We start from the raw sequence: 13,050 nt of genomic DNA, 5'->3' as shown, positions 1-13,050 counted from the left end.
ACTTGCGGAGCCCGACTAAGCGTTGACTCATCGGAGTCTCTGGGTCTGAAGGAGGAAGCGATGACTTGGCATCCGCACGCGAACACCGCCAAGACGTTCGCTCTGCTGGTGGGGTTCTCGGCGCTGATCGTGTTCATCGCCTCGCTGTTCCGCAATACCGCGCTCATCGGCCTAGCGGTCCTGTTCGCCGTCGGCATGAACGCCTACATGTACTTCAACAGCGACAAGCTCTCGCTTCGGGCGATGCACGCCCAGCCGGTCACCGAGATGCAGGCCCCGGTCATGTACCGGATCGTGCGGGAACTGGCGACGACGGCGCGCCAGCCGATGCCGCGGCTGTACATCAGCGACACCGACGCCCCTAACGCGTTCGCCACGGGCCGCAATCCGCGCAACGCCGCGGTGTGCTGTACGACCGGCATCCTGCAGATCCTCAACGAACGCGAACTGCGCGCGGTGCTGGGTCACGAACTGTCGCACGTCTACAACCGCGACATCTTGATCTCCAGCGTCGCCGGCGCGATGGCCGCGGTCATCACCGCGCTGGCCAACATCGCCTACTTCGCGACGCTGTTCGGCGGTAACCGGGAAGGTGGCGCGAATCCCTTTGCGATTCTGCTGGTTTCGATGCTCGGCCCGATCGCGGCGACCGTGATCCGGATGGCGGTGTCGCGCTCGCGGGAGTACCAGGCCGACCAGTCGGGTGCGGAGCTGACGGGCGACCCGCTGGCGTTGGCCAGCGCGCTGCGCAAGATCAGCGTCGGCGTCGAGCAGGCGCCGTTGCCACCCGACCCGAAGCTCGCCGATCAGGCGCACCTGATGATCGCCAACCCGTTCCGGGCCGGCGAGAAGATCGGCAAGCTGTTCTCGACGCACCCGCCGATCGGCGACCGCATCGCGCGCCTGGAGTCAATGGCCGGCCGCGGACCGGGCTACTACTGACCGCCTCTTGGCGATTTCGGTGCGCTACCTGTCGCCCATCGATAGGTATTGCACCGAAATCACCCCGTAACAGCGCGCCGACCTGCGGCGATGTGATCTGTGTGCTGCGATTCTCCTCGCCACCCCTTAGGGTGTGGACCGTGCTGAACAGGGTGTTGATCGGCGTCGTCGGGTCTGCGGGGGCGGCCCTGATCGGCGCACAGGGTATCGCCGCGGCGCAGCCGTCGGAACCGCCGCCACCACCGGCGCCGAACGTTAACGCGTTCGCGCCGGTGAAGCTGTCGGAGTTCGCGAAGATGGACGGCAACTGGTACGCGTTCAAAACGCCGGACGGGTTGACCTGCGTGCTGCAGCGCAACGGCGGCTACGGCTGCAGTGGCGCGATCCCCGCGGCGCCGAACGGCGCGAACTTCGTCAGCGGCGGCCCGGGCGTGCCGCAGTTCTCCGCGACGACGGGCGACGTGTTCGCCGTCGTCGCCGATGCTCAACCGCTGCCGGCCGGCTCGCGGATCAGCTTCCAGACCGTCAGTTGCGGTAGCGACGGCGGCGTGACGACGTGCTCGGACAGCCGCAATCAGTCGGGCTTCGTGCTGAGCCCGGCGGGCAGCTACATCATCAACGGCGGCAGGGATCCGCTGCTGGAGCGGCCCGAGGGCACGAACCCGTTCTTCAACTGATCTCCGCGAGGCGACCGAGCCGTTAGAACCCGGCGCCGTGCACCTCGTGGCCGGGCTTTTCGACCATCAGGCCGCGATACGCATCTTCGACGGTGGCGCCGTGGTTGACCACGGCGTCGACCTCACGCGCGATCGGCATCGAAATGCCGTACTGGTCGGCGAATTCCATGATGACGCTCGCGGCCTTGACGCCCTCGGCGACCTGGTTCATCGACGCGATGATCTCGTCGATCGGCTTGCCCGCCCCCAGCTGCTCGCCGACGTGGCGGTTGCGGCTGCGCTGGCTGGTGCACGTGACGATGAGGTCGCCTATGCCCGCCAGGCCGGCGAACGTGTCGCGGTGCCCGCCTGTCGCCTCGCCGAGCTTGGACATCTCGCGGATCGCCCGAGCCATCACCATCGCGCGGGTGTTCTCCCCGATGCCGAGCGAGTAGCCCATGCCGACCGCGATCGCGTAGACGTTCTTCAATGCCCCGGCCATCTCCACGCCGACCACGTCGTCGGTGGTGTAGGTACGAAACCGCTTGGTGCGGAACAGTCTTGCCAGATCCGCCGCGAGTTGCTGGTCGGGCATCGCGAGCACCGACGCCGCGGCGTACCCCTCGGCCACCTCGCGCGCGATGTTCGGCCCGGCCAGGATCCCGGCCGGATGCCCGGGCAGCACCTCGGCGACGACCTGGCTCATCCGGAAGTTCGTGCCCTGTTCGAGGCCCTTGACAAGCGACACCACCGGAACCCACGGCCGCAGCTCCTTGGCGAGCTCGGTGAGCACGCCGCGGAAGCCGTGGGACGGAACGCCCATGACGATGACGTCGGCGCACGACGCCGCCTCGGTGAAATCCGTCGTCGCCTTCAGACTCTCCGGAAGCGCGACCTCGTTGCCCAGGTACTTCGTATTGCGGTGGTTGACGTTGATGTCGTCGGCGGTCTCCGCCGAGCGCACCCACTGCAGCGTCGGCCCGCGGCGAGCACAGATGGACGCCACCGTGGTGCCCCACGAGCCTCCACCGAGAACGACGACTTGGGGTACACGTTGCTGAGGTGCCATGCCGATCAGGGTAGGTCGGACGGCGGATGTTCAAGGGCATTTCGTGGACCCCGGTCAGCCCAGCACCGGGAACCGTCGCTCCTGCGCAAGGCCGTCGAGGGCCGTCTGCATGACGGACCGGACATGGGCATCGAGCGCGCCGGCGTTGCCGCCGAACATCCGGACGTCGATCGGTTCGAGCACCTGGTCGACGATCTTCGCAGGCAATGGCATGTTGGCCGGAAAGAACGACGTCACGCCGAATGGAAAGCCCGCACTCAACGGCAGGATGTCCAGCCGGATCCGATGCAGGCCCAGCCTCTTCGCCCACCGATCACCCCGAGTCAGAAACAGTTGAGTCTCCTGCCCTCCGATCGACACCACGGGCACGATCGGCACACCGGTCTCGATCGCGAGCCTGGCGTAGCCCGTGCGGCCCTCGAAGTCGATCACGTTCGCGCTCAGTGTCGATCGATACGCGTCGTAGTCCCCGCCGGGATACACCAGCACGACCGCGTCCGCCCGCAATGCCTTGGCGGCGTTCTCCGGGTTTGCATGCACGACGCCGATGCGGCTCAGGTAACTCCGCAGGGGAGTGAAGAACACACCGTAGTGGGCGAGCGTGTACACCGGCCGGCCATAACCGAACCTCTTGTAGAAGGCCGGGGCGAAGACGAGGACATCCGGTGTCAGCATTCCACCGGAGTGGTTGGACACCACCAGCACCCCGCCGGCGGGCGGAAAGAATTCCAGGCCGCGAACTTCGACGCGGAAGTAGCGGTTGATCACCGGCGCAGTGAGTTTCGTCGCTCGCTCAGTGAAATCCGGATCCCACTTGGCGAGTTCGGAGCGGTCGACATCGCTGGCGTTCATCGTTTCCTCCGCGCGCTGTGCTTGCATCTTCGACGGTATCCCAAGGCGCCGGGCTGAATTCGGTTGCCGCGCATCAGGGGACCAACGCCCACCGAACCGGTGACCAAGGACTCCTAGCGAGGCGGTGACCGCGCCCTAGCGTCCCTGATAGTCGCTGAACCGGACCGGCTTTGATGGCCCGCGAATCGCCGGGCTGCGCATTTCACAGGAGGAGTCCCGACCGATGATTTGGCGAATGCTGGGCCCCTCGCCGCAAGCGCCGGCGTCCGATCGGGATGCCTCCAACGCGCTCGTGGCGGTCGGCGGTCTGTTCGTGATGTCGGTCGACGCAGTGAAATTCATCTTCCGCCGACCCTTCCAGGCGCGAGAGTTCTTGGAGCAGTCGGTGTTCATCGTGCGCGTGGCGCTCCTGCCGACGATGCTGGTGGCTGTCCCGTTGACCGTTCTGGTCAACTTCACGCTGAACATTCTGTTGCGCGAACTCGGTGCGGCTGACTTGAGTGGTGCGGGCGCCGCGTTCGGGGCGGTGACGCAGGTCGGGCCCATCGTGACCGTGCTCGTGGTGGCCGGTGCCGGGGCGACGGCCATGTGCGCCGACCTGGGTTCGCGCACCGTCCGCGACGAGATCGCGGCGTTGGAGGTCCTGGGGATCAACCCGGTCCAGCGGTTGGTGACCCCTCGGATACTCGCCGCCGGACTGGTGGCGCTTCTGCTGAACAGCCTGGTCGTGATCATCGGCGTAGGGGGCGGCTATGTCTTCTCGGTTTTCGTCCAGGACGTCAACCCAGGCGCATTCGCCGGTGGCATCACGCTGCTGACCGGGATCCCGGAGCTGATCATCTCGGGGATCAAGGCGGCGCTGTTCGGCCTCATCGCGAGCATCGTCGCCTGCTACCGGGGACTGACCGTGCGCAGAGGCGGCGCACAGGCCGTGGGCAACGCGGTCAACGAGACGGTCGTCTACGCGTTCATGGCGCTGTTCGTGGTGAACGTGGTCGTCACCGCGATCGGTATCCAGTTCACGGCCAAGTGAAGGTGAGTCCGACATGCCCCCGCGCCTGCCGACCGTCTATCCACGGGTCCACAAGCAGATCAGCCGTCCGATCGGGGTCCTGGGCCGACTCGGCGATCAGGCCCTGTTCTGGGGGCGGTCGCTGGCCGGTGTGCCGTACGCGGTGAGGTACTACAGGACCGACATCGCTCGCATCATCGCCGAGATCGGCATGGGCGCAGGCACCTTGGCGATGATCGGCGGCACGGTGGTGATCATCGGCTTCCTGACCCTGGCGACGGGCGGGACCCTTGCAGTGCAGGGCTACAGCTCGCTCGGAGACATCGGCATCGAGGCCTTGGTCGGCTTCCTGGCGGCGTTCATCAACGTCCGGATCTCGGTTCCGGTTGTCGCCGGGATAGGCCTGGCCGCCACCGTCGGCGCAGGCGTGACCGCGCAACTGGGCGCCATGCGCATCAGCGAGGAGATCGATGCTTTGGAGGCGATGGCGATCCGCCCGGTCTCCTTCTTGATCAGCACCAGGCTCGTCGCCGGCATGATCGCTGTCACACCGCTGTACACGGTCGCCGTCATCCTGTCCTTCGTGGCGAGCCGGTTTACCACGGTCGCCCTGCTGGGGCAGTCGTCGGGGCTCTACGACCATTACTTCTCGACGTTTTTGAGCCCGGTCGACCTGCTGTGGTCGTTCCTGCAAGCCATTCTCGTGGCGCTCACGATCCTGTTGATCCACACGTATTACGGCTACTTCGCCACCGGAGGCCCGGCCGGCGTCGGAGTCGCGACCGGCAACGCGGTGCGGGCATCGCTTGTGGTGGTCGTGTCGGTGACCCTGCTGGTGTCGCTGGCCGTCTACGGAACGGCCGGCAACTTCAACCTGTCGGGGTGAGCGCGCGGCGCCAGCGGCCGCGTCGTCGGCCGAGCCGCTCAGCGGTAGTTGGCGAACTGCAATGCCACGTCGAGGTCGGCGCCCTTGAGCAGTGCGATCACGGCCTGCAGGTCGTCGCGCTTCTTTGAGCTGACGCGGATTTCATCGCCCTGGATCTGCGCCTTGACACCCTTGGGTCCCTCGTCGCGGATGATCTTGGTGATCTTCTTGGCCTGCTCGCTGCTGATGCCCTGCTTGATCTGGCCACTGACCTTGTAGGTCTTGCCCGACGCCTGCGGGTCGCCGGCGTCGAACGCCTTCATCGAGATGTCGCGGCGGACCAGCTTCTCCTTGAAGACGTCGACGGCGGCTTTGACGCGCTCCTCGGTCGAGCTGGTGATGACGACCGTCTCCTCGCCCTGCCACTCGATGGACGTATCGGTGCCGCGGAAGTCGTATCGGGTGGCCAGCTCCTTGGCGGCCTGGTTCAGAGCGTTGTCCACCTCCTGGCGGTCGACCTTGCTCACGACGTCGAACGATGAATCCGCCATTGGATCCGTCCTCCCTGATGGTCTGGTGCCGTTTTCGTCTTAGGCCCATCCTCGTTGTACCCTGCAAGTCGCACCAAACCGGGTCGCCCGGCCGGTGCAGCACCCAGGCAGGTTGCCCGAGCGGCCAATGGGAGCGGACTGTAAATCCGTCGGCTTACGCCTACGCAGGTTCGAATCCTGCACCTGCCACCATGCATGTCAGGTCCGCCTTCGAGCGGGCCTGATTGCGCTTCTGAGGCAACGACCGAACGCCTCCTAGCAAATGAGAGTCGCCAATCATAGGGAAATCCCTGATTCCCGGTCGGGAATCGAGGCTGCTCCGGACACCTCGCCCGCGAGCTCGGCGGCAGATGCGGTCGTGGCACGAGTCCAGGCCTACCGCGAGATCAAGAGCCAGATCCAGCTCGCCCGCGATTCATGCTGAGCATCAGCGACTCCCGGGCAGAACGACTACGTCAAGGGCGGGCCCTGACGCCCGTGTGGTCGCGAAAAACATAGCCGCATACGGAGACTCGCGGTTATCGCGACGCAACGTCCGGCTCACAGTGCGTCGGCCGGAAAGACCTCGTCGGCCAGCGTGAGCCAATCGATGCTGCCCGTCTCGGTCGTCTCGTCGACGGTCGAGACCTTGGTCGTGACGGTTCTGGTCATGGCATCGATCGTCGCGCCCGGCCGGTGTACCGCGGAATCGCCGGAAAGCCAGACTTCACGCCCCGGAGGTCAGCTTTTCCTATCCTTCAGGTAAGCCCGACGCCCGTGTGATGGCGCGGCTGACCACCTCGGCCACTTCATCGTCGGTCAACGCGCTGTCCTCGATCAGCGTGTGCGACAGGACAGTCCGGACGACGACTTCGGCCGCGGCGACCGGGGTCAGCGCGAGCTGGTCGGAATCCGGAATCGCCTGCGCAACCATCGCCGCCACCGTCCGCACCAGATTCAGTCGATCGTTGCCGACGGGCAGCCCGGCATCGAGCAGCCAGTGGGGTTCGTGATCGCGGATGTAGACGAACGCCCGGTGATTGCGCAGGTACCGCAGCGTCGTGGTGACGACAGCGGACGTCTGCGCACTGGGATCGGCGTCGGGGTCGAACGCCGCGAGCGTCGCGGCGATCATCGCACCGATCTCCTGCTCGGCGATCGCGCCCAGCAGGCCGTCCTTGTCGCCGAACTCGCGGTAGGCCGTTGCGCGCGATACGCCGGCGCGCTCCGCGACCTGGCTCAGCGTCAGCCGATCCAGGCCGGATTCGCTGATCAACTCCAGTGCGGCCTGCACCAGTTGTGACGACGAACGAGTCCTGGCCACCGACTCTTTGTACCGCAGCACCATTGCGCCCGCCCCCGAACTGAGACTAGATTCCGGATTAGTCTCAGTAGAGGAGCGCGCGGTGACCCAAACGTCCATGCCCGGCGCGTCGACCGGCGGGCCCCATCTCCCCGAACTCCACCGCTATCTCGGGACCCTGCAGGTCAGCGAGCGCGACCAGCTGATGACCCAACTCGCGACCCTCAACGATGCCGACCTCCGAAGCCTCGGCGTCAGCGAGCCGCAACTAACCGAATACGACTACCGGGTCGACGACATCGGCGGGACCATCCCGGCCGAGCTCGACGGAACCCTGTACCGCAACGGCCCCGGCCGCTGGCAGGACCACAGCGGTCGGCCTCTATATCACCTCTTCGACGGCGACGGCATGCTGTCGGCCTTCACCATTGCCGACGGCGCCGTTCACTACAAGAACCGGTACGTGCGGACCAACCACTATCTCGGCAAGACCGGCCTCAACCACATGGGCACTGCCGCGCCCGGCGGCATCAAGTCCAACATCGGTCGCCTCCCACCGAATCTGGCCAATACCAACGTCGTCGAGCACGCCGGCCGGCTGTACGCCTTGTGGGAAGGCGGACCGCCGCACGAGATCGATCCCGAGACACTGGAAACCATCGGTGTCCGCCGGTTCGGCGGCGAATTGCGCTGGGTGGGTTCGTATTCAGCGCACCCGTGCTTCTGCCCGCGATCCGGCGAGATGTTCAACTTCGGCGTCGAGTTCATCCCGAGGCCGCACCTACGGATCTATCGCACCGATCCGACGGGTCGGCTGAAGCACTTCCGCTCGGCGCGGCTGCCCTACGTCGCCATGGTGCACGACTTCGCGCTGACGGAAAGCCATCTGGTGTTCGTGGTTTCACCGATCATCCCGGCCGCGCTGCCGGTCGTGTTGGGGCTCAAGCCGATGGGCGACGCCATGCGGTACCGACCCGAGCGCGGCAGCGTATTCGTCCTGGTGCCGCGGGACGGCGGCAAGATCCGCACCATCGAATACGACGCCGTCCTGATGTTCCACCTCAGCAACGCCTACGACGACGACGGCGACACCGTCATCGACGCGATCACTTACGACGACGGCCGACTCCTACAGCGGCTCAACCGCTTCCACGTCGCACCCCTCGACGACGCCCCTTCGACGTTCATGCGCTACCGCCTCACACGGTCGGGACGCGTCATCGCCGAAGCGCTGTCCGATCTTCCCTGCGAATTCCCCCGTCACAACGACGCAGTCGAAGGTCGTCAACATCGGTACGCCTACGTCAACACGCGCCACCATCTGGTTTCGTTCTACGACTCGATCACCAGACTCGACCTGAGCGACTCCTCCGCGTCGACATACACCACGCCCGAGGCCGGAAACAGCTTCTGCGAGCCGGTATTCGCCGCCAAACCCAACGCGACCGCAGAGGACGACGGCTGGGTGCTCTCCGTCGAATACCAGGCGCGCACGCACACGTCGCGCCTGGTAATCTTCGACGCCGCCGACATCGCCGCCGGTCCGATCGCCGCCGCCAACCTGCGCCACCACATCCCGCAGGGCTTCCACGGCAACTTCGCCCCGCGCCCCCGCTGAAACCGTTGTAGCGGGCGCCGTTTGTGAATCTGACGACGTTCTCGCACCCAAGTCCGTCGTCATATTCACAAACGAGCCCCCAGGCCCAGCCCCCGAGGTCCTTGACCCGTGCCGCAGCGAGGTTCAGTGTTTGCATAGGCCGACCGAACGCAGGGGAGGGCTGCTGATGAGCATCGACGACGAACCCGTCACCACACTCGAGGACCTGCGCGGCGATCTGGCACGCCGATACAAGTGGACTCCGACCGGCGGCGCCGAGGTGGACCAGGCGGTCGTCGACGCCGACATGGCGTCCCTCGACCGCGACGGCTACCTCATCTGGGAGAACCTGCTCAGCGCCGACGAGTGCCGGCAGATCAAAGAGACGGTCGCGCCGTGGCTCGCGCACACCGGGCGCAACGCGTTCGAGGGGCGGCACACCCAGCGCGTCTACAGCCTGCTGAGCAGGACGCGGGTCTGCGATCGGCTGGTCGACCATCCGCGGGTGCTGGCGGTCCTCGACCGGTTGCTCATGGACAACTACCTGCTGTCGGCGTTGCAGGCCATCAACATCCAGCCTGGTGAGACCGCCCAGATGGCCCACCACGACGACGGCTTCTATCCGATCCCGCGGCCGCGCGACCCGCTTGCGGCCGCGACGATCTGGGCGATCGACGACTTCACCGCCGACAACGGCGCCACCGTGCTCTATCCCGGCAGCCACCGCTGGGGCAGGCGCCGCCCCGAACCGGACGACCCAGCGATGCCCGTCGTCATGCCCGCGGGCTCGTGCGTCTTCTTCGTCGGCACGCTCTGGCACGGCGGCGGCGCGAACACCACCGACACCGACCGACTCGCCGTCACCGCCCAGTACTGCCAGCCGTGGCTTCGGCCGATGGAGGCGTTCACCCTGTCGATACCTCGCGACACCGCGCGGGCGGTGTCCGACGACATCCGTCGGATGATCGGCTACAGCATCCACCCGCCGTTCGTCGGCGCGGTCGACGGGCTGCATCCGCTGAGGCTCCTCGAAGAGCCCTGACCGCAACCCAATTCGCTACACGGGACTGAACCGCACCGCGGCCATCCGCTCCCGGCGGACCACGTCGGCGAAATCCTCGACCGACGGAATGCCGCCGTCGCGGAACTTCAGCCCCATCATCGCCGGCGCGCGCTTGGGTCCCCAGGCCTTCGCGCAGCGGTGCGACAACTCGGCGACGAGCGCGGTGTCGGTCAGCAGTTCACCGCGCATCTTCGTCGTCCGGCCGTCGAGCACCACGTCGGCGGTGGCCCCGTCGCGGAAGTTGTTCTTCCAGGACGCCGCGGTCAGCGCATACAGCTCCCCGTCAATCCTGTGCGCGCTCACCGGAATTGAGTACTGACGCCCGCTCTTGCGGCCGACGACGTCGATCACCATCATGCGACTGCGCAGCGGCCCCGCCAAGGGAGTCCGCAGCAATCTGCCGATCAGCGGATTCACGATTCGCAGCACCTTGTCCGGTGGATGCGACGGCTCCACAGCGGGGGATTGTTCTGCCATGGGTTCACGGTAGGACGGGCCGGTCGCGCTGACGCCGTTCTGACGAAAGTGGGCTACAGCGACCCGAGGTCGTCGGGCACGTCGACGGCGTGTTCGCGCAGCGCCTCGAGCGAGATGATCTCGAGCGTGCGCTCATGCGTCGACGCCAGGACCACCGGCGCGGCGAAGCCGTCCTGATAGGCCTTGAGCCAGTTCACCGCGGTGACGCACCACCGGTCACCCGGCTGCAGACCGGGAAAGCGGTACTCCGGGCGCGGGGTCGACAGGTCGTTGCCGATCGACCGCTGATGCAGCAGGAACTCCGCGGTCACCACGGCGCAGATGGTGTGGCTGCCGAGATCCTCCGGGCCGGTCGAGCAGCACCCGTCGCGGTAGAACCCGGTCAGCGGGTCGGAACTGCACGGCTCCAGCGGCTCGCCGAGCACATTGAGTTCAACCACGATTCGTCCATCGTCTCAGAGGGGTCCTAATATTCAGTACTACCCGAAAGTTTTCAGGCGATCAGACGAGGAGCATCCGGCATGGCCGCGCTCAGGACTGGCGACGGATTCCCCGACATCGTTGTGACCGCGGTCGTCTCGACGACATCGCTGGCCACCGACGCCGAAGAGACCTGGCAGCTGCTCCAGCAGGGCCGCAGCGGCATCCGGGCGCTCGACAAGTGGTTCATCGACGAGTTCGACTCTCCGGTGCGCATCGGGGGCACGATCCTCGAGGATCTCGACGAACAGCTCGACCGCGTCGAGCGCCGCCGTACGTCGTACATGCAGAAGATGTCCACGGTCTTGAGCCGTCGGCTCTGGGACATCGCGGGCAACCCCGACGTCGACACTCGCAGGCTGGCGGTATCGGTCGGGCTCGCGCTGGGCAGCACCGAGGAGATCCCGCTACAGCACGACCTCTGGCGGCAGAAGGGCCTGCGCGCGGTGTCCCCGCTGACGATCCAGATGTACATGCCCAACGGCGCGGCCGCCGCAGTCGGGCTGGACCGCAAGGCGAAAGCCGGCGTCATATCGCCGGTGATGGCCGATGCCTCGGGCGCCGCGGCCATCGCGCTGGCGTGGCGACAGCTCGTCCTCGGCGAGGCCGACGTGGTGATCTGCGGCGGGGTCGAGACCCACATCGAGGCGGTGCCGGTCGCGGCGTTCGACCTGCAGAATCTGTTGTCGACCAACAACGACGACCCCTCGGGCGCCTGCCGGCCCTTCGACAAGGACCGCGACGGCATGGTGTTCGGTGAGGGCGGCGCGCTGATGCTCATCGAAACCGAGGAGCACGCCAAGGCGCGCGGGGCAAAGCCGCTGGCCCGTCTGATGGGCGCGGGGATGACCTCAGACGCTTATGACATCACCGAACCCGACCCCGACGGGGAACGGGCCAGCGACGCGATCAGCCGGGCGATTGACCTGGCCGGCCTGGCACCGGCCGACATCGACCACATCAACGCGCACGCCACCGGCACCGTCCACGGAGACCTGGCGGAGGCGCGGGCCATCCGCAAGGCGTTCGGTGAACATTCCCCGGCGGTGTACGCGCCCAAGGCGGCGCTGGGCCACTCCCTGGGTGCCGCGGGCGCCATCGAGGCCGTGCTGACGGTTCAGGCGCTGCGCGACGGGGTTGTCCCGCCCACGCTCAACCTCAAGGATCTCGACCCGCAGATCGACCTCGACGTCGTCGCCGAGAACCCACGCAGCAGCGACTACCGCTACGCGGTCACCAACTCGTTCGGGCTCGGCGGCTACAACGTCTCCCTGGCGTTCGGCGCTTACTAGGGACTTGTGTGCGTTTCCGAGCGCTCACCGCGCCGAAACGCACACAAATCGCTTACTTGGTCAGCGTGAACTGACCGACGTAGCTGACGTTTCGCGAGAAGAAGTCCGAGCAGCCGCGCAGGTACTTCATGTAGCGGTCGTAGACCTCCTGCGACGTGGCCGCGATCGCCTTGTCCTTGGCGGCCTCCAGGTCGTCGGCCCACGTGTCCAGCGTCCGCACGTAGTGCGTGGTCATGTCGTCGAAGTCCGCGACCGTGAAGCCGGCGTTCCCGCCGTATTCGTAGACGTCCTCGTCGCACGGCACGGCGCCGCCGGGGAAGATCTCCTTGGCGATGAACCGCATGAACTTCAGGTCCGACATCACGATCGGGATGCCGAGCTCGGGCCAGCGCTTGAGCGGGTGCCCCATGATCGTCTGCAGCACCATCCGGCCGTCGTCGGGCATCACGCGGTAGCAGGTGTCGAAGAACGCCTTGTACTTCGACTTCGGCCATGCCTCGAACGCCTCGATCGACACGATGCGGTCGACGGGCTCGTCGAACTCCTCCCAGCCCTTGAGCAGCACGCGCCGGGAGCGGTTCGTGTCGACCGCGTCGAGGATCTGCTGGCCGAGCGCGTGCTGGTTGCGGCTCAGCGTCAGCCCGACGACGTTGACGTCGTAGGTCTCGATCGCGCGTTTCATCACCGAGCCCCAGCCGCAACCGACGTCGAGCAGCGTCATCCCCGGCTTCAGGTCGAGCTTGCGAAGGGCACGATCGATCTTGGCGTACTGCGCCTCTTCGAGCGTCATGTCATCGCGCTCGTAGTACGCACAGCTGTAGGTCCGCGTCGGGTCCTGGAAGAGACCAAAGAAATCGTTCGAGAGGTCGTAGTGGGCTTGTACGTCTTCGTACGCGACCTTCATCGTCGTCA

At 66.4% G+C, this 13,050-nt stretch carries 14 protein-coding genes and 1 tRNA gene; 8 read left to right on the top strand and 7 right to left on the bottom strand.

What is annotated here, in order from left to right; translation table 11 throughout:
- The first annotated feature begins 60 nt into the window (after window positions 1-60).
- Entirely contained in the window at window positions 61-942 is an 882-nt protein-coding gene (gene htpX / locus A5698_RS23880; RefSeq protein WP_068301997.1) for a zinc metalloprotease HtpX, read from the top strand.
- 140 nt (window positions 943-1,082) lie between these two features.
- Window positions 1,083-1,619 carry a hypothetical protein gene (locus A5698_RS23875; RefSeq protein ID WP_068302065.1) on the top strand — a complete coding sequence of 179 codons (537 nt, stop codon included), beginning with the start codon at window positions 1,083-1,085 and terminating at the stop codon, window positions 1,617-1,619.
- A 22-nt stretch (window positions 1,620-1,641) separates the two neighbouring features.
- Here A5698_RS23875 and A5698_RS23870 read toward each other — a convergent pair whose 3' ends face one another.
- Window positions 1,642-2,667, bottom strand: coding sequence for an NAD(P)H-dependent glycerol-3-phosphate dehydrogenase (locus A5698_RS23870; RefSeq protein WP_068301995.1), 1,026 nt, complete (start codon window positions 2,665-2,667; stop codon window positions 1,642-1,644).
- A 54-nt stretch (window positions 2,668-2,721) separates the two neighbouring features.
- The gene (locus A5698_RS23865; RefSeq protein ID WP_068302063.1) at window positions 2,722-3,519 is read right to left on the bottom strand and encodes a lysophospholipid acyltransferase family protein; all 798 of its coding nucleotides are present in this window, start codon (window positions 3,517-3,519) and stop codon (window positions 2,722-2,724) included.
- A 235-nt stretch (window positions 3,520-3,754) separates the two neighbouring features.
- Between A5698_RS23865 and A5698_RS23860 the strand changes: the two genes are divergently transcribed.
- Complete coding sequence (locus A5698_RS23860) at window positions 3,755-4,552, top strand: MlaE family ABC transporter permease (RefSeq protein WP_068301992.1); 798 nt, start codon at window positions 3,755-3,757, stop codon at window positions 4,550-4,552.
- 13 nt (window positions 4,553-4,565) lie between these two features.
- On the top strand, window positions 4,566-5,417 hold the full coding sequence (locus A5698_RS23855) for an MlaE family ABC transporter permease (protein WP_068301989.1): 852 nt from the start codon (window positions 4,566-4,568) through the stop codon (window positions 5,415-5,417).
- A gap of 38 nt (window positions 5,418-5,455) precedes the next feature.
- On the opposite strand, the gene A5698_RS23850 is transcribed toward A5698_RS23855, so the two are convergent.
- On the bottom strand, window positions 5,456-5,947 hold the full coding sequence (locus tag A5698_RS23850; protein ID WP_068301984.1) for a YajQ family cyclic di-GMP-binding protein: 492 nt from the start codon (window positions 5,945-5,947) through the stop codon (window positions 5,456-5,458).
- 106 nt (window positions 5,948-6,053) lie between these two features.
- On the opposite strand from A5698_RS23850, the gene A5698_RS23845 reads away from it, so the two are divergent.
- Window positions 6,054-6,139 (top strand) — tRNA-Tyr (locus A5698_RS23845).
- Between the two features lie 538 nt (window positions 6,140-6,677).
- Here the strand turns inward: A5698_RS23845 and A5698_RS23840 are convergent.
- Entirely contained in the window at window positions 6,678-7,250 is a 573-nt protein-coding gene (locus A5698_RS23840; RefSeq protein ID WP_084792599.1) for a TetR/AcrR family transcriptional regulator, read from the bottom strand.
- Between the two features lie 82 nt (window positions 7,251-7,332).
- Between A5698_RS23840 and A5698_RS23835 the strand changes: the two genes are divergently transcribed.
- Window positions 7,333-8,847, top strand: coding sequence for a carotenoid oxygenase family protein (locus A5698_RS23835; RefSeq protein WP_231967511.1), 1,515 nt, complete (start codon window positions 7,333-7,335; stop codon window positions 8,845-8,847).
- Window positions 8,848-9,013: 166 nt separating this feature from the next.
- Complete coding sequence (locus A5698_RS23830; protein ID WP_068301968.1) at window positions 9,014-9,868, top strand: phytanoyl-CoA dioxygenase family protein; 855 nt, start codon at window positions 9,014-9,016, stop codon at window positions 9,866-9,868.
- 15 nt (window positions 9,869-9,883) lie between these two features.
- Here A5698_RS23830 and A5698_RS23825 read toward each other — a convergent pair whose 3' ends face one another.
- Both A5698_RS23825 and A5698_RS23820 read right to left on the bottom strand, forming a co-directional pair.
- Window positions 9,884-10,366: a hypothetical protein gene (locus A5698_RS23825; RefSeq protein ID WP_068301963.1), complete on the bottom strand. Its 483-nt coding sequence runs from the start codon at window positions 10,364-10,366 to the stop codon at window positions 9,884-9,886.
- A 53-nt stretch (window positions 10,367-10,419) separates the two neighbouring features.
- The gene (locus tag A5698_RS23820) at window positions 10,420-10,806 is read right to left on the bottom strand and encodes a DUF2237 family protein (protein WP_068301960.1); all 387 of its coding nucleotides are present in this window, start codon (window positions 10,804-10,806) and stop codon (window positions 10,420-10,422) included.
- 81 nt (window positions 10,807-10,887) lie between these two features.
- On the opposite strand from A5698_RS23820, the gene A5698_RS23815 reads away from it, so the two are divergent.
- A complete protein-coding gene (locus A5698_RS23815) occupies window positions 10,888-12,138 on the top strand; it encodes a KasA/KasB family beta-ketoacyl-ACP synthase (protein WP_068301957.1) in 1,251 nt (416 codons plus the stop codon).
- 52 nt (window positions 12,139-12,190) lie between these two features.
- Here the strand turns inward: A5698_RS23815 and A5698_RS23810 are convergent, their stop codons facing one another.
- Window positions 12,191-13,042, bottom strand: a complete 852-nt coding sequence (locus A5698_RS23810; RefSeq protein WP_067086410.1) for a cyclopropane mycolic acid synthase family methyltransferase — start codon at window positions 13,040-13,042, stop codon at window positions 12,191-12,193.
- Window positions 13,043-13,050 lie beyond the last annotated feature (8 nt).

Source organism: Mycobacterium sp. E136 (genome assembly GCF_001666865.1).
Taxonomy (GTDB): domain Bacteria; phylum Actinomycetota; class Actinomycetes; order Mycobacteriales; family Mycobacteriaceae; genus Mycobacterium.
Note: the sequence above shows the minus strand (reverse complement) of the source record. Positions and strands in the feature narration are given on the sequence as shown.